Annotated in this window: 22 protein-coding genes; 6 read left to right on the forward strand and 16 right to left on the reverse strand. The window is 37.0% G+C overall.

All coding sequences use genetic code 11. The annotated features are described in order from the left end of the window. Window positions 1-8: 8 nt before the first annotated feature. The 3 genes from EPA86_RS08510 to EPA86_RS08520 all read right to left on the reverse strand — a co-directional run bounded on the left by EPA86_RS08510 (window position 9) and on the right by EPA86_RS08520 (window position 2,897). Entirely contained in the window at window positions 9-1,115 is a 1,107-nt protein-coding gene (locus EPA86_RS08510) for a TRAP transporter substrate-binding protein (protein ID WP_140603009.1), read from the reverse strand. Window positions 1,116-1,429: 314 nt separating this feature from the next. Further along, on the reverse strand, window positions 1,430-2,293 hold the full coding sequence (gene ubiA / locus EPA86_RS08515) for a 4-hydroxybenzoate octaprenyltransferase (RefSeq protein WP_140603010.1): 864 nt from the start codon (window positions 2,291-2,293) through the stop codon (window positions 1,430-1,432). Then, window positions 2,283-2,897: a chorismate--pyruvate lyase family protein gene (locus tag EPA86_RS08520; RefSeq protein ID WP_140603011.1), complete on the reverse strand. Its 615-nt coding sequence runs from the start codon at window positions 2,895-2,897 to the stop codon at window positions 2,283-2,285. The genes ubiA and EPA86_RS08520 overlap by 11 nt, the downstream gene beginning before the upstream one ends. A gap of 181 nt (window positions 2,898-3,078) precedes the next feature. On the opposite strand from EPA86_RS08520, the gene EPA86_RS08525 reads away from it, so the two are divergent. After that, window positions 3,079-3,465, forward strand: coding sequence for a flagellar basal body-associated protein FliL (locus EPA86_RS08525; protein ID WP_140603012.1), 387 nt, complete (start codon window positions 3,079-3,081; stop codon window positions 3,463-3,465). A gap of 107 nt (window positions 3,466-3,572) precedes the next feature. On the opposite strand, the gene EPA86_RS08530 is transcribed toward EPA86_RS08525, so the two are convergent. The 10 genes from EPA86_RS08530 to EPA86_RS08575 form a co-directional block, all read right to left on the reverse strand. Then, entirely contained in the window at window positions 3,573-3,800 is a 228-nt protein-coding gene (locus EPA86_RS08530) for a hypothetical protein (RefSeq protein WP_140603013.1), read from the reverse strand. Between the two features lie 166 nt (window positions 3,801-3,966). Further along, window positions 3,967-5,202, reverse strand: coding sequence for an ABC transporter permease (locus EPA86_RS08535; RefSeq protein WP_140603014.1), 1,236 nt, complete (start codon window positions 5,200-5,202; stop codon window positions 3,967-3,969). Then, the gene (locus EPA86_RS08540; protein ID WP_140603015.1) at window positions 5,203-6,384 is read right to left on the reverse strand and encodes an efflux RND transporter periplasmic adaptor subunit; all 1,182 of its coding nucleotides are present in this window, start codon (window positions 6,382-6,384) and stop codon (window positions 5,203-5,205) included. It lies immediately after the preceding gene. Next, window positions 6,381-7,445, reverse strand: coding sequence for an HlyD family secretion protein (locus EPA86_RS08545; RefSeq protein WP_140603016.1), 1,065 nt, complete (start codon window positions 7,443-7,445; stop codon window positions 6,381-6,383). Before EPA86_RS08545 ends, EPA86_RS08540 begins: the two co-directional genes overlap by 4 nt. Then, window positions 7,438-8,397: an HlyD family secretion protein gene (locus EPA86_RS08550; RefSeq protein WP_140603017.1), complete on the reverse strand. Its 960-nt coding sequence runs from the start codon at window positions 8,395-8,397 to the stop codon at window positions 7,438-7,440. The genes EPA86_RS08545 and EPA86_RS08550 overlap by 8 nt, the downstream gene beginning before the upstream one ends. Then, window positions 8,382-9,065, reverse strand: a complete 684-nt coding sequence (locus EPA86_RS08555) for an ABC transporter ATP-binding protein (protein WP_140603018.1) — start codon at window positions 9,063-9,065, stop codon at window positions 8,382-8,384. The genes EPA86_RS08550 and EPA86_RS08555 overlap by 16 nt, the downstream gene beginning before the upstream one ends. 91 nt (window positions 9,066-9,156) lie before the next feature. Next, complete coding sequence (gene glpG / locus EPA86_RS08560) at window positions 9,157-10,044, reverse strand: rhomboid family intramembrane serine protease GlpG (protein WP_140603019.1); 888 nt, start codon at window positions 10,042-10,044, stop codon at window positions 9,157-9,159. Further along, window positions 10,044-10,346 (reverse strand): thiosulfate sulfurtransferase GlpE, encoded by a 303-nt coding sequence (glpE, locus tag EPA86_RS08565; protein ID WP_140603171.1) that lies wholly within the window; start codon window positions 10,344-10,346, stop codon window positions 10,044-10,046. Before glpE ends, glpG begins: the two co-directional genes overlap by 1 nt. Before the next feature lie 59 nt (window positions 10,347-10,405). Further along, window positions 10,406-11,434 carry an L-threonine 3-dehydrogenase gene (gene tdh, locus EPA86_RS08570; RefSeq protein ID WP_140603020.1) on the reverse strand — a complete coding sequence of 343 codons (1,029 nt, stop codon included), beginning with the start codon at window positions 11,432-11,434 and terminating at the stop codon, window positions 10,406-10,408. A 28-nt stretch (window positions 11,435-11,462) separates the two neighbouring features. Then, window positions 11,463-12,677 (reverse strand): glycine C-acetyltransferase, encoded by a 1,215-nt coding sequence (locus tag EPA86_RS08575; protein WP_140603021.1) that lies wholly within the window; start codon window positions 12,675-12,677, stop codon window positions 11,463-11,465. A 177-nt stretch (window positions 12,678-12,854) separates the two neighbouring features. Here EPA86_RS08575 and EPA86_RS08580 point away from each other — a divergent pair, with 177 nt between their 5' ends. Beyond that, a complete protein-coding gene (locus EPA86_RS08580; RefSeq protein ID WP_140603022.1) occupies window positions 12,855-13,283 on the forward strand; it encodes an Lrp/AsnC family transcriptional regulator in 429 nt (142 codons plus the stop codon). 219 nt (window positions 13,284-13,502) lie between these two features. Here the strand turns inward: EPA86_RS08580 and EPA86_RS08585 are convergent, their stop codons facing one another. Next, complete coding sequence (locus EPA86_RS08585) at window positions 13,503-16,802, reverse strand: putative Ig domain-containing protein (protein ID WP_140603023.1); 3,300 nt, start codon at window positions 16,800-16,802, stop codon at window positions 13,503-13,505. 445 nt (window positions 16,803-17,247) lie between these two features. After that, on the reverse strand, window positions 17,248-18,153 hold the full coding sequence (locus tag EPA86_RS08590; protein WP_140603024.1) for an alpha/beta fold hydrolase: 906 nt from the start codon (window positions 18,151-18,153) through the stop codon (window positions 17,248-17,250). A gap of 90 nt (window positions 18,154-18,243) precedes the next feature. Between EPA86_RS08590 and waaA the strand changes: the two genes are divergently transcribed. The 4 genes from waaA to EPA86_RS08610 all read left to right on the forward strand — a co-directional run bounded on the left by waaA (window position 18,244) and on the right by EPA86_RS08610 (window position 21,201). Continuing rightward, window positions 18,244-19,554, forward strand: a complete 1,311-nt coding sequence (waaA, locus tag EPA86_RS08595; RefSeq protein ID WP_140603025.1) for a lipid IV(A) 3-deoxy-D-manno-octulosonic acid transferase — start codon at window positions 18,244-18,246, stop codon at window positions 19,552-19,554. A 73-nt stretch (window positions 19,555-19,627) separates the two neighbouring features. After that, window positions 19,628-20,362: a 3-deoxy-D-manno-octulosonic acid kinase gene (locus EPA86_RS08600; protein ID WP_140603026.1), complete on the forward strand. Its 735-nt coding sequence runs from the start codon at window positions 19,628-19,630 to the stop codon at window positions 20,360-20,362. Window positions 20,363-20,374: 12 nt separating this feature from the next. Further along, entirely contained in the window at window positions 20,375-20,866 is a 492-nt protein-coding gene (locus EPA86_RS08605; RefSeq protein ID WP_140603027.1) for a GNAT family N-acetyltransferase, read from the forward strand. Between the two features lie 17 nt (window positions 20,867-20,883). Continuing rightward, window positions 20,884-21,201 (forward strand): hypothetical protein, encoded by a 318-nt coding sequence (locus tag EPA86_RS08610; protein WP_140603028.1) that lies wholly within the window; start codon window positions 20,884-20,886, stop codon window positions 21,199-21,201. A gap of 18 nt (window positions 21,202-21,219) precedes the next feature. Here EPA86_RS08610 and EPA86_RS08615 read toward each other — a convergent pair whose 3' ends face one another. Then, window positions 21,220-21,963 (reverse strand): helix-turn-helix domain-containing protein, encoded by a 744-nt coding sequence (locus EPA86_RS08615; protein ID WP_342777397.1) that lies wholly within the window; start codon window positions 21,961-21,963, stop codon window positions 21,220-21,222. Window positions 21,964-22,111 lie beyond the last annotated feature (148 nt).

Genomic DNA, 22,111 nt, shown 5'->3' on the forward strand with positions numbered 1-22,111 from the left:
TGTACTACTTATTTCGTTGAAAGCTTACCTTCACTATCAAAACTATCTAAATAAGCACGGTCTGATAGATTCGTCCAAGCACGGGCTTTTTTCTGATAATCACTTAATGATTTTAAAATTTCAGCTGTCATTGGGTCTTTCGCGGCAAACTCTTTCAATAAATCTTGGTTAGTTTGTGAAATCGCATTCATCACTGACTTAGGAAATGAGCGCATTTTTACATTAGGGTAGTCTTGCTCTAATGTTGCTAAATTCATAGCACTTTCATGGTAAGACTGTGCATACATATCGTATGCTGCAGCTTTCATCGCAACCGTAAGTATTTTCTGCAGATCTTTAGGTAAAGCATTATAAGCTTTTTCATTTACCATAAACTGTAACTCAGCTGCAGGCTCATGCCAGCCAGTATAATAATACGGTGCAATTTTATGAAAGCCCATGCGTAAATCTAACGATGGTCCAACCCACTCTAGCGCATCAATAGTATTTCTTTCTAATGCCGTGTATAACTCACCTGAAGGAATATTGGTTGGCTTAGCCCCTAAACGTGCTAATACTTCACCAGCAAAGCCCGGGATGCGCATTTTCAAGCCTTTAAAATCTTCAACGCTGTTGATTTCTTTCTTAAACCAACCACCCATTTGGTTGCCCGTATTACCACCAGGGAATGATAAAATTCCATACTGATCATAAACTTTCTTCATTAATTCCATGCCACCACCGTAATAGAACCAAGCATATTGCTCTGGCGCGGTCATGCCAAAAGGTGTAGTTGTGAAAAATAATGTATTGAAGTTTTTACCCTTCCAATAGTATGAGCCAGAATGACCCATTTGATATTGTCCCGTTTTGACAAAATCAAAAATACCTAGTGGTGATTTGTGTTTGTTAGAAGAGTCTATACGGATGATAAAGCGGCCATTAGACATTTCCTTAACCATATTAGCCATATTCTTGGTCGCTTCACCAAAAATTGGAAAATTAGGCCCCCAAGTTTCAGCTAACTTCCAGCGAACTTTCTTACCGCTGTCAGCTTGCGCTAAACCAGTAAACCCTAAAACAGAAATTCCAAGCGACAGCACAATGGCCGCTTTTAAAAAGATTGATTTCTTCATTCCTTCTTCCCTTTAGTTTTAAACATTATTTTTTATCGTTATTTTCTTGTCTGGCAATACCTTAAAATAGAGCAAAAAAATTAACAAGGGGAAGAAGCAGAACAAAAAAAGCTAGGCTAGCAGAAAATAATTGCCTGTGAATCACTTAAATTAAAAAAATTTAAAACGCCTACATTATGTAAACAGCCACTCGGGGCTGTTATGACAGTTAGGAACAAAATGGTTACACAGTTGAAAAGCGAGTAAAATAGACACTTAAAAACTGTTTAAAAAGTAGACTAAAGTTGTAGAAGCAAATTTGGCTAAGAGTTTAGTTAAAAATACTCAACGAAAATACCACAAAATATCACCATGCCAATCCAATGATTATGTAAAAAGGCTTCAAAGCAAGCTTCTCGCTCTCTATTGATAATTAATATTTGTTGATAACTAAATAACGCTGCCGCAATGACTAAACTTAACTGAAATGGCCAACCAAAAGCCAATATATCACCCACTGTCCACAATAAAGCTAAAGTAATTAACTGTAAAAAGCCAACAATACGTTTATCGTTGTTTGCAAATAAAATAGCGGTAGATTTTACTCCAATCTTTAAATCATCTTCTCTATCAACCATGGCATATATAGTGTCGTAAGCCACTGTCCAACTTAAGTTAGCAATAAACAGTAGCCAAGCAATGGTAGGTATTTCACCTTGTGCCTCAGAAAAAGCCATTATCATGCCCCAACTAAAAGCAGCACCCAAGACGACTTGAGGAAGCTGGGTATAACGTTTCATAAACGGATATGAAGCAGCCAATAATAATGCGATCGCTGATAAATAAATAGTTGGCCAGCTTAAGGTTAAAACTAAACCAAGCGCCATACCAATGAGTAAGCCAAATAAATTAATTGCTTCAGTAGTACTCATCATGCCTGAAACTAGTGGTCTATTTTTAGTTCTTTCCACATCACCATCAATGTTTCGGTCGGCAAAATCATTAATCACACAACCTGCGCTTCGCATGATAAAAACACCTAAACTAAATACAACTAACAAGTGCATTGTTGGCCAGCCATCACTTGCAATCCATAATGCCCAGTATGTGGGCCATAGCAATAAATAGGTTCCTATGGGCTTATCCATTCGAGTGATTAATTTGATGGCTTGCCATTTCTGTTGTAGCTTACTGAACATGATTTTTCTCATGATTGCCTGAACTGTAAGCAAAAGCATTGGGTAAGAAGACTTCTGCTACCATTAAGGGCTTGTTTTCCAAAACAAAAGTAGAACGTCTACCCCATATTTGATCATTAAAGGGTAATCGCAATACTTTACATAGCTGTGCGATTGATGAGTTTGCATCAAACTGCGCTATTTCAATATATCGACGTTCTAATGAAGGGTTATTAAATAATACTTGCCCTAACGACTGAGTTCCTAAATTGGCCAACTTTTGCTCTGCACCTGTTAAGCTAGACAACGGCAAAAAACTGCGAGCAAATACTTGAGGTACTTCATCGCAATAGAGAATGACTTCTCTCACCAAAACCTCTTCACCCGGCTTAATTAAATCATTGGCTTCTGATGCTGGGCAAGGCTGTACTTGCTGGCCCAACAACTCGACTCGAAAGTGCTGACAATGCTCTTTTAAACGCGCAGTGAGTGAACCAGTATCTATTAACCATTGCATTATAGATGGAGATGAATCGAAAAATGATGAATGATTGCTGTTCGCTTCGTTCGGAGAAATCCATTGGCTAGATAACGTAACAGGGAAAAGTTTGTCTTGCTGGCTCATAAAATAATTTAATAACTAAAGTCCCCCCTATAATATCATGCTTAATTATCAATCTCATAGTTGATCAACAAAGCTTATAAAAAAACTTGATGTTAGATGAAAAATTTCCAACCAATTACCTAAAATAAGGTTATGATAACTAATAACTCTATCGATAACTTTGCCTTCAGAACGTGTTTTTATGTTTAGATATATAGTACTGGCACTTAGCCTTATGACCTTACCTACAGCCATAACCCAAGCTAGTGATTATGCTTATTATGGTTTTGAGCCCGACATTGTGACTAACTATGTCGCCACTAAAAAGAAAATGGGCTACGTTCGCCTTACCGTTGAACTTATGGTAGAAAAGGGGAATAACTTAACTATTGTTGAGCATCACGCGCCATTATTACGTGATGCAATTATTGATATTATTGGTCAGCAAGATGAAGCCAGTGTTAAATCAATGAAAGGCAGAGCCGAAATTCAATTGAAATGTGAAGAAGAAGTAAAAGATTTACTGATTAAAGAAACAGGCCAACCACTGATTAAGAAATTACTGTTCACCCAATGGTTAGATAACTAATTAACCTTAATCACACCTTTCAATCCCAGCAAACAAAAGCATAAACAAAAAGTTCTCTGAAGATCAAAGGCCTTCAGAGAACTTATACATCTATTCCACAGGTTTAATTAACTGATTGTGGTGTAATCTTTTCCTTTAACGGCCTGATACACCATTCGCTCATTTGGCTTTATCATTGTTTTTTTCATTTTCACCGCAACTAAAGCAATTGCAGTAAAACTAATAAATAACAACAGCATAATTGGCAACATTACCATAAGCAACGCCACGGAAAATAGGCCTAGTATTACATCTTTAACTTTTACCATATGCATAGTTACTGATTTAGAAAACATACCCTTCTCCTTAACTTAAATACACTCCAAACGAGAGTCATATAACTAGTACTTCTTCATTTTTCATCTAATGTAGACTTACTAGTTACTTTGTTATTTCATAATAGAGTCATATGCAATGAAGTGTTGTTATCATTATCAGTAAATACGTAACAGTATGTATTAGCTAGTCACTTTGCAATGCATCTATCGGATCAAGTTTAGAAGCTTTAATTGCAGGATAAACCCCAAAAACTAGGCCAACTAATGCACAAATACTAAATGAAAGTATTATCGCCGTTAAAGACCAAGAGACAGCCCATTGAGAGTAAATAGAAATTAACTCTGACAACAAAATACCAAAGAACACGCCCAAAATACCGCCTAAAATAGAGATGGTAAAACTCTCCGCGATAAACTGTTGCTGAATATCTTTTTGCGTTGCGCCTATGGCACGTAATAGACCAATTTCTTTGGTTCTCTCTAACACGGTTGCAAGCATAATATTCATAATGCCTATACCACCAACAAGCAATGAAATACCGGCGACACAAGACATGACTATATTAAAAATTTGCTGAGTTTGCTTTTGCTGTGCAAGTAAAGCTGCTGGTATAACAATGTCATAATCATCTACTTCATTGTGTCTACGTTTAAGTAAATGACTAACCGCTTTAGCAGCTTCAATAGGATCTATTTTACCATCTAGCTTCAGCCTTAAACTGTCAATCTCACTTGTTAATGCTTTACTTGGAAACTTATGCAAAGCGGTATTAAGTGGAATAAAGACTTTATGCTGATCTCCACCTAATTTAATTCCTTGAAACTCTTCTTTCTTTAAAAATGGTGCTTGTAAAACGCCAACCACTTTAAACCAAATATGGTTGATCTTTACGTTGTTACCCAGTGCATCACCTAAAGGAAATAACTGCTTCGCCGTGCTTGAGCCTAATAGTACCACCTGCGAAAATTCAACATTATCTTGTTCGTTGAGAAGTCGGCCTTGATCTAAAGTGAATTTTGATAAAGCAAAAAAGCTTGAACTTACACCTAAGGCTTCACCGTCACTTTTACCCTTAGCACTAAAAATACTGTAGGTGTCTACCACTTTTTGTGCACTAAAAGATTCAACAAACGGTAAAGACTGTACGCTTATTTCGCCATCTCTAATGGTTAAACCCGATGAGTGTTTTCTTTGCTCTTTTAGCTCTTTCTCTTCAAACTCTTTGCCGTTAACAATTAAGTTATGTAAGCCCATAGTGTCTATCATTTTCAGAGCTTCTCGTTCAGCTCCTTCACCAATATTCAGCATAGCGATTACTGCACCAACACCAAAGATCATTCCTAGTAAGGTTAATAAAGTACGTAACTTGTGTTGAGCTAGCTCAGCGAATGTATCTTTAAAAATTTCAATTTTATCCACTTAACTTTGCTCCTGATCGGTTAACGAAATGTGCTGTCCTGCACTGATCCCTGATATGACTTCGACATGACTTAAATTGGCTTTACCTAACTCAACCTCTGCTTGAGTAAAATCTTTACCATTATACAAATAAACAAAGGAACGATTATCTTTAGTAAACACGGATTGTAACGGTACTATTAACTTCGGTTGTGCTTCTTCAACAACAATATGAGCCTGTAACTTACGACCAGGAACAAACAATTGCGTATTTTGCTCATCAAGACTTACTTCAATTTCGAAATACTTTTGTGGATCACCGCGTTTAATAGATTTTGGAAACGGCGCTACAGAACTAATACGGCCAGAAAAAGGTTTATCGACGTGGGCAAACAGCTGCAAATTCACCTTTTTATCAACAACTAAGCCTACAGCTTCACTTTCAATGACAAACAGCTTAGCCTTCATTTCATTAATATCAGGTAATTCGGCAATTTTTTGTCCTGGCCAAATACTCTGTCCAGCCCGTGGTTTTTCCCCTCGCCAATTCGCCTTATAAGCAAGTAAACCATCATGAGGCGCTTTAATTTCAAGCTTCTCTAAGCTCTCACTTAATTGTGCTAACTTACTTTGCTTTTGCTGTTGCTTCATCTCTAATAAGCTCATATCCCCCATAGAGCTTTCATTAAAGCTATCGCTTTTCCAGTGTAAGTAATCTTGTTTAACACCTAGGTAAGCGGTATTTTGCATTGAGTCAATAATTTCAAGTTTAGAGCGAATACGGATATCATCAATAGAGAACTGATCTGCAAACGCTTTTTCTTGCCCTACTACTGAAATGTCTTTATTGATGGCGTATAAATCTTTATTGAGTGAGCCAGATTTTTCCAAAATATCTTGTGCAATAATTGCCGCTTCATTTTGATTTCTTTCGCTTTCAACTTCCATGGCCTCACCATCAAAGCGAGCAATAACGTCACCTTTTTTCACCGTTGAGTATTCTGGCGCTAACCAAGCAATATTTTGTACACCACCACGAGAAACGGGTGAACTTATCACTGTTGCTTTAGCAGCAAACAATTCGCCTTTAGCAGGTATTTCTATCGCAAATGACTGCTCTTGAACTTGGTAAAGCATAGTGGGCTTTTGTTCTTCACAGGCAATGGATAAAAGCGCTAAAGATATGATAATTAACTTTTTCATTTAGCCGCCTCCGCAAGTAATTCATCGCTCGCTGTATTTAGTTTTTCATTGCTTTGATTAACGACGGCTAAAACATCACCTTGCTCAACAACAACTTCAACACGGGCTGTCATGCCAGGCCTCATGGTTTCGGTATCAATTTCATCAAAGTTGATAATGACATCAAGTACTCTGCGCTTATCTTGAAACGATTTATCACGAAACACTCTACCAAGACTGGCCACTCGCCCTTGAGTCACTAGCTCTTGTGTGCCATCTAAGGTAATTTTTACTTTTTGACCAACCTTGATTTTACCGCTATCGGGTTCTTCTATTTGAGCTTTAACTTGCATTTTCTCGCGAACAGCTAGCTCAATGATAGGTTGACCAAACTGCACACTTTCTCCAACGGCTGGTTTTTCACCTTGCCAATCCGCTTTATAAATCACCATGCCATCCATAGGCGCTTTCACTTTTAATCGTTCAATATCTCTCTTGAAGTTATTCACTTCCGACGTTAAACGTTCAACCTTTCCTTGTGCTAATTTAAGATTTAATGCTTTATTGTCTAGTTGGTATTTCAATTTTTCTTTAGCTAAAAACAAATCATTCTCTGCGATGGTAAAATCGATTTCCGCTTTTTTTCTATCATTATCAGAGCGACTATTATCAACGATTTCAGCTTTGCGCTTTGCTTTTTCAAATTCCATTTCTTTTTCAGCGACTAGCAAAATGAGTTCTTGCTCTGTTTCTACTTCTTTTATTTTTTTATTGTCTAATTCTTTCTGTGCTCGGGCTAGTTCAGCCTGTTTATCTGTCAACCTATCTGTGACTTTCTTATCATCGAATGATGCTAATAAATCACCTTTCTTAACTTCACTATTTTCAGGCATTAAGAATTTTATTTGATATTGCCACATACGAGAAATTGACGGTGGAGCGATCATCGCTGTTTTTTCAGACTCTAATTCTCCGCTGGCTGTCACAACAACTTCACTATTTTCTTTCGCACCCACATCTAACGGTTCAGTTTGACAAGCTTGCAAAACAAGCGCGACAAGCACTATGGTTAACTTATTCATCGGCTGCTCCTGCAAATTCAAGTTGTGCACTCATCCCTGGTAAAAGTGTCATATCTTTATTGGCAACAAAATTAAATACCGTTCGATAATAAACACCCTTGCCCCACTCTTTTTTCTCCTCAGGCTGTGTTGATATTTCAACTAACTGCGCCGACTGTTCAAGACTGGGAAAAGCGTCAAATGTTAGCTTAGCTGTGGTATTTAATACTAAGTTCTTATAATCAACCTCATGAACCCAAGCTTCAATAAATAAACCATTCATTGAAGGAATTTCAGCGATTTTCCATGAAGGTTGCGCGGTCATGCCAACAAATACTTTTTCACCATTCCATGGGTGATTACCATACAAAACAGGCCCCGAACGCTGTGCTCGTAAACTCATTTTTTTCAGTTTATTCTGGTTATACTTTAATTTTCGTTGATGTTGTTCAATTTTCAATTCTTGTTTCTTTTTTGCAACAGCGGCAGTGATTTTGACTTGCTTTAAGTTTTCTATGGCTTTGCTATTTCTTACCACCGCTTTTTCAAACTCTAACTGGTTCTTTTCAAAGTCATATTTACTTAAATGTTCTACAGCTATACTGGCATCAATACGTGCTTTTTCGAGTAATAACGCCGTCTTTTTCTGCTCGTAACTTGCCTCTAATAACTGCTGACCATTGCTACTCGTTAAACGGTGTAGCTCTTCTTTTGCAGCAATTAAACTAACTTGCTCTTGCTCAATAAGGCTTTGCATTGAACCACTGTCAAAAACAACAACTAAATCACCTTCTTTTGCGACATCACCTTCAGGTAACATCCACTGAACTTGAACACGCCAGCTATCGGTTTTGGGCGCATAAAAGGCTTGATTTTCACTCGCTTTGATTTGGCCTGATAAGGTGAAACTAACTGGGTCTGCATGAGCCGTTGCAGCTAAAAGCAATAGCAAAATACTTAAGCGACTACGCATAATTTCTCCTCAATAATTTTGCCATCTTTCATACGAATGATACGGTCAGCATAAGCGGCGATATCTTCTTCGTGGGTCACCATCACAATCGTTTGACCTTGTTGATGCAATTCGCACAGCAAATCCATAATTTCGTAAGAAGTTTTACTATCGAGGTTACCAGTAGGTTCATCGGCAAAAATGACTTTCGGGTTGTTCACTAATGCTCTTGCAATCGCAACGCGTTGTCGCTGCCCCCCTGACATTTCAAAGGGTTTATGATGGCCACGTTCAGCTAAGCCGACTTTCGCCAACATTGCTTTACCGCGCTCTTGTGCTTCTTCGGTCGGTACATTGCTATAACGCAATGGTAGAGCAACATTTTGTACCGCCGAAAGTCGTGGCAATAAATGGAAGGTCTGAAAGATAAAACCTATCTTTTCATTACGTATTCTTGACAAGCTTTCATCATCAATATCTTTAACTGAGGCACCAGAGAGCAAGTATTCCCCAGTAGTTGGAGTATCTAAACAACCAAGAATATTCATTAACGTTGATTTGCCAGAGCCTGACGTGCCCATGATGGCAACAAATTCATTTTCTTTAATTTCTAACGAAACATTAGCGAGGGCGTTTACTGTAATGTCACCTGTACCATAAGTACGGGTGATATTCTTAATCCTTATCACTTAATCTTCCCTTTTTTAACAATTTAATCGGCGTATTGAACCATATGAAAAGCACAATATAAAACCTTGAATGTAACAAATTGTATATTGTCTATTTTTTGGCAGTTTTCACTAAAAGTACAGCAAATATGCAACCGGACAACAAACCGAGCAAATGTGCGGTATTAGCCATATTAACAGGGAGTAACTCAGCAAAACCAAGTAACAACCAAAAAAGCATAAAGCCAATAATAGGCTTTGAAATCGTTAAGCCACGCTCAGGCGCCAAATAGCCAACCCACCAAACAAAGCCAACTAAGCCATAAACCACACCTGAAAGGCCACCAAAATTTGGTCCCGAAACTAAAAACTGGCCGAGATTAGAGACAATAGCAGTTATCAGCAATAAGTTAATTAATGTCCCTTTTCCTAAGGTTTTTTCAATACTGCCGCCTAGTTGCCACCACCACATGGTATTAAAAACAATATGTAACCAAGAAAAATGAAAAAAAGCAGGGCCAAGTAATCTGAATGGCTCTTGTAAAAAGCCATCAATTGAAAGGTGGTTATAAAATTTTAATGTTGAAAATAAGCTTTCTGCCCATCCTAATAAACTGCCAATAAAAACCAACCAGCAAAAAGCAAAGACAATCAGGGTAACAATTCCCGCATGGGCAAGAAAGTTCTCTTTAAAGGCTTTTAATAAGGTCAGATCATCACGAGAAACCTTCACGGTTTCACCATGTTGCCAAGCCGCTTGTTGATATTTACTGTGATAAGGTTGCTTAATAAAAGCCTCAAATTCAGCTTTAGCTTGTGCCAAATGATTTTGGTCACAGTAAATAATATAGTTTTGCTGCTGAGTCACTACTTCAGTTTCAATGCTCAACGTAGCAAGGTAATTGGCAAATAATAGTGCAAGATTATGATCTTGCAGCTGCACTAACGCTTGCAATAAACAATTGTTTTTCTCTATGGTATTGCCTGCGTTGTCAATCATTAGCGGGCAATGACATCAGGGTATTGGGTTTGCCATTGTGTAAAACCACCATCAAGTGAATACACTTCGGTGAAATCTTGGCTAATTAAATACTGAGCAGCTTGGATGCTTGAAATACCGTGGTAACAGCAAACCACCACTGGCTGGTCTAAATCAGCCTCTCTAACAAAGTCAGTAATATTTTCATTGGTTAAATGGCTGGCTTGTTGAATATGACCATTAGCAAAAGAGGTCGCATCACGAATATCCACTACTTTATGACTGCCAGCTGCAAGTAAATCATGTAACTCTGACACCGACATATGTTTCACTGTATTTGAATTATCTGACACGAATACCTCTTTATTTCATTTAATTAACGTTACTTATTCCAATCTAGAATCACTTTACCTGATTGACCAGAGCGCATCACATCAAAGCCTTGCTGAAAATCATCAATACTGAAATGATGTGTGATCATTGGTGATAAATCTAACCCTGATTGGATCAGGCTTGCCATTTTATACCAAGTTTCAAACATTTCGCGACCATAAATTCCTTTAATGGTTAAACCCTTGAAGATAACTTTACTCCAATCGATCGCCATGTCATTGCCAGGAATGCCTAGCATAGCAATTTTACCGCCGTTGTTCATGTTCTCTAACATGCTAGTAAATGCCACTGGTACACCCGACATTTCAAGGCCGACATCAAAGCCTTCAGTCATGCCCAACTCATTCATCACATCAGCTAAATTCTCTTTACTGACATCAACGGCGCGGGTAGCGCCCATAGTTTTCGCAAGATCTAAACGGTATTCATTGATATCGGTAATAACAACATGACGAGCTCCTACGTGCTTAGCAACTGCAGCCGCCATAATACCAATAGGGCCAGCGCCTGTGATCAGTACATCTTCACCGACTAAATCAAATGACAAAGCTGTATGTACGGCATTTCCAAATGGGTCAAAAATAGCCGCTAAATCATCAGAAATTTCATCCGGTAATTTAAAAGCATTGTAAGCGGGAATGACTAGATACTCAGCGAAAGCACCCGGGCGATCGACACCTACACCTACAGTGTTACGACATAAATGCGTTCTACCGCCACGACAGTTACGACAATGACCACAAGTAATATGCCCTTCGCCCGAAACACGATCGCCAATTTCAAAGCCTTTAACTTCTTGACCAATACCAACTACTTCGCCTGCATATTCATGGCCAACAACCATAGGAACTGGAATCGTTTTTTGCGACCACTCATCCCAGTTATAAATATGTATATCAGTACCACAGATAGCCGTCTTATTGATTTTAATTAAAATATCATTATGCCCAAGTTCGGGTTTATCTGTTTCTTGTAACCAAATACCCACTTCAGGCTTTAATTTAACTAAAGATTTCATAATATTTTTCTCTATAAATAGCGCAAACTTAGGCTGAAATAATGCCCATTTCTTTACCAATACGTGTGAACGCATCAATGGCTTTGTCTAATTGCTCTCTAGTATGGGCAGCAGAAATTTGCGTACGAATACGTGCTTGGCCTTTAGGTACTACTGGGAAAGAGAAACCGATAACATAAATGCCTTCAGCTAATAATCTATCAGCCATGTCGCTAGCCACTTGGGCATCACCTAACATAACTGGCACAATAGCGTGGTCTGCACCAGCACAAGTAAAGCCTGCTGCTTCCATATTTTTTCTAAAGTATGCGGCATTATCTTTTAGCGTGGCACGTAATTGATCACCATCAGCGAGTAATTCAAGTACTTTTAATGAGGCGTTCACAATTGCCGGAGCTAATGAATTTGAAAATAAATAAGGGCGTGAACGTTGACGTAACCATTCAACCACCTCTTTTTTACCTGAGGTATATCCACCTGATGCGCCGCCCATCGCTTTACCTAACGTACCAGTGATAATATCTACGCGATCCATTACCTCACAATATTCATGGCTACCTCGACCTTGTTCACCAACAAAGCCCACGGCATGTGAATCATCGACCATGACCATAGCATTATATTTATCAGCAAGATCACATACACCTTTTAGGTTAGCAATAACGCCATCCATTGAAAAAACACCATCGGTAGCAATTAATTTAAAGCGTGCGCCTGCTTCATCTGCTTCTTTCAAACATTGCTCTAATGCTGCCATATCGTTGTTAGCATAACGAAAGCGCTTAGCTTTACATAAACGAACGCCATCAATAATTGACGCATGGTTTAATGCATCACTAATAATGGCATCTTCAGGCCCTAAAATGGTTTCAAATAAACCGGCATTGGCATCAAAACACGAAGAGTAAAGAATAGTGTCTTCCATACCCAAGAATTTACTGATGCCTTGCTCTAATGCTTTATGAATATCTTGCGTACCACAAATAAAGCGAACTGACGCCATACCAAAACCGTGCTCATCTAAACCCGCTTTTGCCGCCGAGATAAGCTCAGGATGATTGGCTAAGCCTAAATAGTTATTAGCACAAAAGTTAACCACTTGCTCACCTGTTGTTACGGCAATTTTTGCTTGTTGTGCTGTGGTGATTATACGCTCGGCTTTATATAAACCATCTGCTTTAACTTGATCAATTTGCTCAGTTAAGTGTGAAAAAAAGCCTTGTTTAGATACAGAACCAGTCATGTGAATTCCTTAAAATTAGTGTGCTTCAATAAGCCTATTATCAACGTAGACCCTATAACATTAAAAGTGACACTACTTGTTGATTTAACCTTTTTTATAGTTAAATTGACATATTTACCTGTCAAAGTGTACATTGATAGCTAGATTATGAATGTAACTATGAAAGTGGAGTATAGTTTGCTAACTGAAAAAGATGAAGAATTGCTGTCAATCTTACAAGTTAATGCCAGAGCAAGTGTCTCTGATATTGCCAGAGCAACAGGCGTTTCAAGAACCGCGATTCAAAACCGTTTAAATAAACTTGAAAACAATAATGTAATCAAAGCCTACAGTGTAGTACTTGATAGTGCCTATACTAGCGGCCTTATTTCTTCAAACGTTTCATTAAAAGTAAAACCAAACTTACGACAACCTATATGCGTGGCATTAAGAAAAGTACCTCAGATCAGTCATATTCACTCAATCAGTGGAGAATATGACTTGCTGGTGACAATTCAAGCCAGCACTTTAGAAAAGCTGAGTGAGGTGCTCAATATTGTTTGCTCAACAGAAGGAGTTGAAAGAACCAACTCAGCCATTATTTTAGATACGATATTTGAACGTTAAATTTTAATGGTTGATATGTAATTTTAAAGTTTGATCTAACTGCACAATATCTAAAGCATCGAAGAGCTTAAAGCAATCAAAAATGGAAATTACCTTTATAATAAAGAAAGGCTCTTAAACCTATATTAATTCTAATTAAGAAACAGCCTATTTAAGTATGATTTTTCCACTCTGGAAGGCTGTAATGTATTTCCGTTATAAACGCGTAATCTATGTAGATTAATATTGCCTCACCCGTAGCCTAAAGCTATTTAGAAATAAAATTGTCAATAAAACTAGAAGATGCGATATTCCTATCGACCCACCACCAGAAGATGAGGATTCAGAGGGTGTATCAGTTACAGGTGTGGGCACATTTGATATGCTCTCTTCAACAACAATCGAAATGCTTCCTACAGTTTCTTCAGAAACTGAGTCATTAATTGATATTTGAATAGTATAATTACCAGCAGGGGCACTACTTATAATCAAATTACCTTGTTGGTCTAATGCTATTCCTTCAATACTTGGAGATAAACTCAATATCAAAGGATCCCCATCAATATCTTCAATAAAAGGATATAAATTAAGTGTATAGTCCTCATCTACTTTAAGCTTAATCTCAGATAATAAGTGAAGGTTAGAAATAGGGCTTCGATTTCGGTTTTTAATATTAAATGTATAAGGCAATGAAGTAGTCTCACTTTCATCATCAGAAACTATTACTTCAATATTATCAAATATCCCCGTAGCACCATTTGGAATAAAACCATTAATCAGCCCATTATTATCAATAGATAGCCAGCTGGGTTGATTATTTAGTTTGTACGTTAATGGCCCCAGATCAGGGTCACTAGCTCTATACGGAATATTAACAAGATCACCAGTTTCATAAAAATATTCTTCACCTGATTCTACTATTGGAGTACGGTTTTCAACGATATTTACACAATGTTGTTTTAATATACATTCAATATCTAAAACTGAAATTTCATTCGATTTTTCAGTACCTCCGAGTCTAAAAGCTATAAAACTACTACTTTCAATAGCTTCTCCTTTAACAGAACCTTCAACACCTGGCCTTAAATCTAACATGTGCATCTGAGCAGTTTCTGTATCAAAAATAAAAAGCTCTTTGTACGTAATGATCCGCTCATCTGTAACTACATGATCTGTTCTCGTGGCATACACTCCGTATAAGTATTTCCCATTTGCACTGACTTTATATTCTCCAATATCAATATTTAAATCTTCAGGTTTTGAATCAAAAACTTTAAGCATTTCATCATTCTTCACTATAAACAAATCATCAGAGTGATGATTTTTTAAATATATTCCATTTAAAGTAAATATAGGTTCCCACGAGCTAGTTAAACTTATATTCGAAGAAAAGTCGTTATAGATGATTCGGTTTTCATTATCTTCAAGAGACACTTCATATAAAGAGCCTTTCCATATAAAATATGATTTATTATTGAATTTATTAAAATAAATTTCATCATATAGCACCACGTTGCTTTCTGGTAAGGTAATGCTAAATGCTGTGGTTAGTGTTTCTGATGCACAATCAAATACCTTCACTTCATGATCATATCTAATAACCAGTTTGCCTGTTGAACGAGTATTTTGATAAACATATAGTTGTTCTGACTCACCCAGTATCGTTGTAGATTCGCCATTATCAAATTGCATTAATTTATTATTTAAGCTATTGCCAGCTAGAAAATATAACTTATCGCTACAGGTGAATACTTGGTCTGCATTTTCATTTCCAATCTCATAAGTAATATTTGATTTAAGATCCGTTACAGTCCAAATTGAATCCTTTCGACTAAAAACTTGGCTATTAATGATATTAATAACATCACTACCACTAGGCAGCACAATCTCTTGGGTAGTGAAGTCTACAAGATTAATCGCAAATAGATTGTTTCCTGTTGTTGTGATATAAGCTGTATTACCACTGTCATACCAGACAAAATTACTAATTCCATAATCTAGCGTAAACTCATATTTTTTTCCGTTAAAGGTTAATCCATAATACTTTACATAATCAGAGTGTTCTCCCGATCTTAGTAGCCAGCCATTATCAATAGTATGTATAGAAGAAATCCAACTACGATCAGTTTGCCTATTTCTTTTTGAAAGCAAAATAGGTTTAAAGTACTTTGCATCAGGACTAGTCTTATAAAGACCAGGGTAAGGAAATTTTCCTTCTAAGTATAAATTCCCTTTATATATTGGATGCTTATTATAGAAATTTGACTCTATATCTTCATGCCCTATTTGATTATGAAAATCTATTCTGCCTCTAATTGATTCTTTTACAAAAGAGTGTACGTTTAATCGAAATAAAGACTTTCTGTCGCATGATTCTTTTCTATCACAGAAATAACTAACATAAGCAAATAAGTAATCATCCCCACCTTGAACTAGCTTAATGATCTTCTCCATAAATGATGTATGCGGAAAAAGAGGCAAAATAGAGTCTTGGGTAAAATCAACCTGAAAAAGGTCATAGTACGCATTCAACTGGTTTTCGTTACCTTTTGATGAATTTCCTTTTATAATCAAACCCTTGCTATTTGCAGCAAAAATCCTAAAATTAGAATGTACGCCAAGTTGAGTTTCACTAAATCCTTTAATATCGCCATTTTGTTCATTGACACGATAAAGGCAATTTTGCTCGGTCCTGAAATATACATAGTCTCCTTTATTAATAACTTGATCTATTCCAGTTACTATTTCTGTAGATTGATGACATTCAGGAATATCTTCAATTGATATAAGATCTGTGAAACCGCTATCAGCACCAAAAGAAGCGAAGTAGCTTTTATCATTCTTTTTATATGTGAAATAGATTTTTTTATGAAAATCCGCAAATGAAACAGATCCAATTGAAGTGTATACTTTTTGAAAGTCATCAAAAACCATCGATTTGTTAAAATCAATCAACTCATAAATATGTTTCTTACCACTATCACTGTAAAAAAATTGCTCATTTAGTCTTTGCTTATCGTTTAAATAAGCAGGTGAACCTATTTTTGGCTTATCTCCCAACAGTGTATATTCATTACTCCTTGCATCATATTTATAGACTTCTAAACCCTGTGTATAAAAGTATTCTTCATTATCAGTTTTCCATTTAAAACTACTATAATGTGAACTAATACCGAATGGTTCGTGAGAGTATCTCAACTCAAAAGCTGGAGTCCATTTAATAGTACCTGAGTTAGTACCATCGGTTATAAAATGATTTTCTACTCCATTATATGCTGTTGCTTGTACAATAAATTCATTGCTACTGTATGGTTTCATACGAATTGAGTTAAATTTAAGATTTACATCTTTTTCATATAACTTGTTGAATAATAAAACAATCTCATCTGTATCTGGGTTAAGTGCGTAAAGCTCACTAAAGCCATCATCAGTTTTACCAACAAATATCAGATTTTTACCTAAGCGATGATAAGAAGTAGGATCATAATAATCAAAATTGCTATTTGATATATATTCTTGGTTGATATCAACTTCAAACAAACCATTACTTTGTGTTGCACTAAGTGTAAAAGAGCAGAAAACTATAGTTACTAGAAAACAACTAAAGCATAACAATTTGTTTTTTAAGATTATTATCACTTATAAATCCTTTTTAAGTTGCTAAGATGAAAGAGCGGGTAGAATACATACAAAGATTCGAAATGACAACGTTAGGAAGTATTCTTTTATCTGATTGAATAAAAACAAGAGCACATAAACTACTTTTTTTAATCATTAAAATAAAGAGTCATTTTATACTACTCCGTAAATCGATATTATAGTCAGTTTTCTTTTCTACTTACCGTAACTGCCAGCTTTTAGCGAGCAGCTGTCATAAACTTCAAAAAGCACCTAATATCTTCAGTACAGGAATAACGACCTTTTATATTTTTACTACGTGCAATATAAAATACTAAAGCTAAAGTTAATTTCAACCATAGCATTTTCATCGCAATATAGATTTAAGCCATAAAGCAATATCATTCACTAAGTATTCATTAGCATTAATTAAATACCGGTTAGTTTTGTCGCCTTTAAAAGTTTGCATCTTAGTGCGTTTAGCGCCATTCCAGTCAAACAATTCTTTTGCTGTTGAGTAACTGGCTTGGTGATGAGTAGAGCCAATAAAGTAGGTAGGGATATCAATTAAATTCTTATAACGCTCTTTATCGCCATAAGTCATTTCAGGTGTGATGAGCACTAAAGCACTAATATGAATTTTTTCTGCTAATGATACTGCGTAGGCACTCGAGCAACCACTAGCAACTACCGCTATACCTTTGCTTTTATCCATTTTATTGCGCAAATATTTATATCCTGCTAGTAAATCATCAGCCCAATACGTGGTGAGTAAAGCCACATCGTTTTGATAACTCACAATATCTTTAGCATTCTTCTTAATTTCAAGCTCAGAAAACCCCTGTGCAACACTTTCACCATAACCGCGTAAATCTAAAGATAAAGTATGTAAACTGTGTAAAGCAATGGTTTCACTTAACGAGTTATAACGGCTACGATTTGACTGACAATCATGTAGTACAATAACGCCTCCCGTTGATTGCCTTTTTACCTGCGCTTTGGTTTGCTCTTTTACGACTTTTTTAGTGGTGAGATAATCACCAACCAACAAGAAATCATGATCTTTATTCGCCTGAATTCGTGCTGTACTCACATAAGGCAGCTTTTCAGTTTTACTGCCTAGACTGTTCACATTAAGTAATGGATTTTCTTGTAATGAAGGAGTTTGCTGAGCATAGCTACTATTCATTATCATTAGTGCTGTGCAGGTAATCGCAAACATATGTGCTGGCACACGTTTTAAAAGATTCATCGCGTTTTGCTGATCATTCATAATGCTGATGCTTAAATTAAATGGAAATTTGTTTATGTTAATTTTAACTTATTAGTATAATCTACCGACATTATCATAATAGAGCAATGTATGTTCTCCTTGTTATTTTATCGTTTACTTTTCTTATTGTTACTGCCGGTATTAATCATTGCTTTGTTGATCCGATCTCGTCGCAACCCTGACTATAGAAAACGCCTTGCTGAGCGCTTAGGTATAATACCCAGTCATTTCAAAACCGGTGGCATAGTGTTACACGCTGCCAGCGTAGGCGAAGTTATAGCGTTAACATCTTTTATTGAACAACTGCTTGCAACTTACCCTAGTTTACCAATTACCGTCACCACCTTTACACCAACAGGCTCTGCCCAAGTTCAAAAGCTTTTTGGTGATAGAGTGCAACATTGCTACTTGCCTATTGACGTATTGCCTTGTAGCTATTTGTTTTTAGCCCGATTAAAACCGCAATTAATGATCTTCATGGAAACAGAGTTGTGGCCAAATATCATCGCACAGTGTCAACACAGCCAGATAAAATTATTGTTAATTAATGGCCGTTTATCCAATAACTCAGTAGCAAACTACAGCAAAATCAAAGCTTTGATAACGCCAGCCATTAATCGCTTTGACCATATATTGTGTCAAAGTCAGGAAAACATGGAGAATTTTATCCAATTAGGTTGCCAAGAACAGCGCGCACTGGTGAGCGGAAACTTAAAATTTGATATCAGCATTAATAACGAGCTTGAAGCGAAACAAGCAGAGCTCGCTAAATCATGTACATTTAAACCAAACAAGCCACGTTCAGTTTGGTTAGTGGCTAGTACTCACCCTGGTGATGAAGCGTTAGCATTATCTGCCTTTAAACAGATTAAACAACAAGATAAAAATACATTACTCATTTTAGTACCTAGACATCCTGAGCGATTTAATGACGTTGCTCACTTATGTCTTGCGCAAAATTTTACTTTATCGAAACGCAGTGACAACACCCCTGTTAGTCAGCAAGATATATGGTTAATTGACACTTTAGGTGAGCTAATGGCCGCCTTTGGCTTAGCGGATGTTGTCACCATGGGGGGAAGCTTTAGTGATGTTGGCGGTCATAATCCACTTGAGCCTGCACTATTTAAAAAGCCGGTTGTGGTCGGCAGTAATATGAGTAATTTTAACGAAGTACTCATGCAATTAAAGGATCACCAAGGTATTGTTCAATTAAGTGAGCAAGCGTTAAGTGAACATTTGACAAGTACCAGTGCAGAATTAGCCGAATGTGTATCATCACTATTGCTAGATGAAAAACGAAGACAAAAAATTGGTGAAAATGCCCATCTTGTAGTATTGGAAAACCAAGGTGCAAGCCAACTTTCGCTAGATTATGTGCAAGCACTCATGGCAAGATGATGACTTATTTAAAGATATGTTGTTTGAGGTTCACTGATAAAGCAGCACCAATCATACATTTGTATTTAACATCATGATAAACGAATTAAATCTACATAATCATTTTTGCCGTTACGATAGCGATAAAGTCAGTAACTTTTCAGTTGACATGTTATCGGCTAATTATTGGCAAGCAAAAGATGCCATTACAGGAAGTGCGCAAGGTCGTGGCACTACATGGTTTATTCAATACCAAAGCAATGAATCAAATTCACCCGTTCAACAATGGGTGCTGCGTCACTATTATCGAGGTGGCCTTATTGGTAAGGTAATAAACGACAGTTATTTTTTTACGGGTATAGATCACACTCGTGCTGCGAAAGAGTTTGCCTTGCTTCATCACCTGCAATCACTTAATTTACCAGCGCCTTTGCCCATTGCCTTTGGTGTTAAACGAAGTAGTTTATTTTATCAGGCAGATTTACTTTCTAGCCGCATTGAAAATGCGCAAGATCTCGTTGCCATTTTGTCTAAACAGACCCTTGATGGGGTGATTTGGCAACGCATTGGCGCAACAATAAAACGTTTTCATAAACATAATATTTATCACCATGACTTAAATGCCCACAACATTTTACTTGATGATAAACAACAAGTTTTCATCATCGATTTCGATCAGGGTGAGGTCAAAAATTGTAGTAATACCGCTTGGAAGCAAGGGAATATTGCTCGCTTAAAACGCTCTTTCGAAAAAGAGAATAACAAGTTGCCAGAGTTTAACTTTACCCAGCCTAACTGGCAGCAATTAATTACTGGGTACAATAAGTGAAGAGTTAAGATAATGGACGTAATTATTCGACATAGTGAATTAAGTGATGTGCCTGCAATCAAAGCCATCTATCAACAAGAAAGTTGTTATGGGGGCACCTTACAACTACCGTATCCAAGTGTCGATAAATGGCAAAAACGCTTTGAACAAGCCGATAACAACTTTTACAGCCTGATTGCTGAAGTCGACGGCGAAATAGTTGGTCAAATAGGCTTAGATCATTTCAGTAATCCAAGAAGAAGGCACGTCGCCAACCTAGGTATGGCAGTTTCGGAATACCATCAAGGCAAAGGCATCGGCAAAAAACTGCTCAATGCCATGTTAGAGTTAGCCAACAATTGGCTCGCCGTTACCCGGATTGAACTTGAAGTCTACATTGATAACCCAGCAGCGATAAAACTCTACCAATCAAGAGGCTTTGAAATAGAAGGTACAGCCAAAGGCTACGCCTTTCGACACGGCAAATATGTTGACTGTCACTTGATGGCTAAAGTGTCTTCTTAAGAACACAGGTATAATAAATGAAGAGTATTATTGCGCTTATTATCAGCATACTAGTTTTATCAAATTTGGCTTATGCTGAAAAGCGTAAAACCCGTGATATCAGCCACCTGATCAGCAAAAAAGAGTTTTTAAGCTATAAAGATGTTGCCGATTTCATTGATAAATCGCCCAAAGTCACCGTCATGAAGCCGCCATCAAAAAATGATATTGATGACCAAGGTAGACCTTTTACAACCTCGTTGACCGGTTCAGACTGTGATCGTGATGGCAAAATGGATGATAATGCAACCTGTAACGCGGTATTTTACAAACTGTGGTTAAAATACGCCCGCTAGACTGTTATCAATAATAAATTAGACCCGTGTTCGGTTAATATACTGCTTTCGTAATGTCGTAGGCAATTCTTCAAAGTATTTCATGAATTGTCTTGTAAAATAGCTATTATCTACAAAGCCTGTTTCATGTGCTATTTGCGCGATAGGACGTTGCGTATCTATTAATAACCGCCTAGCCTGCTCTAATCTAACTTGGTTAATAAACTGCTTTGGCGTTAACCCTAAATGCTTTTTAAAACGCCTCTCTAACGCACTTATCGATAAATGACTTAAGTGAGCAATCTCTTTCACGGTAATCTTTTTAGAATAATGCTCCCGAATGAAGTTAACCGGTATTTTTACTGCATCCATACTCGAGGTGGATGTCTGAGCTTGATTCAAGTGCTTAGATAAGCCAAAGGTACCAATCACAGTATCATCATTATTGGTCAATACATGTTTTGACGTGATAAACCACGCAATATCTCCATCTACTAATGTATTGACTTCAAGGCGGTTATTAACTGAAGTTCCTTTCATCACTTTTTGATCATCCACAACAAATTGTTTAGCGATATGCTTTGGAGAAAAGTCAAAATCGGTCTTACCAACCACTTGCCTTAAGTGCTTGACCCCCAAATGCAAGAGAAAGTACTGATTACCATACACAAACTCACTTTTGCTATTTTTAATCCAACACAACGTGTCTGGCATTAAATCAAACAACATCATCAACTGTTCGATACTGACTTGATTTAAAAAATTATTTTTGCTTTGATCCACTCTACTTCCATCAGTCTTGTCCAATTTAGCAGTTGCGCTGAATTTACACTCACCTTAATTATTCAAAATAACTCTATACAAGAGTTACATCTTGCATTACAAGAGACGTAAAAATAACAAACGCCGATTTTGTTATATTACTCACTGA

It is taken from the genome of Litorilituus lipolyticus, assembly GCF_006439335.1.
Classification (GTDB): domain Bacteria; phylum Pseudomonadota; class Gammaproteobacteria; order Enterobacterales; family Alteromonadaceae; genus Colwellia; species Colwellia lipolytica.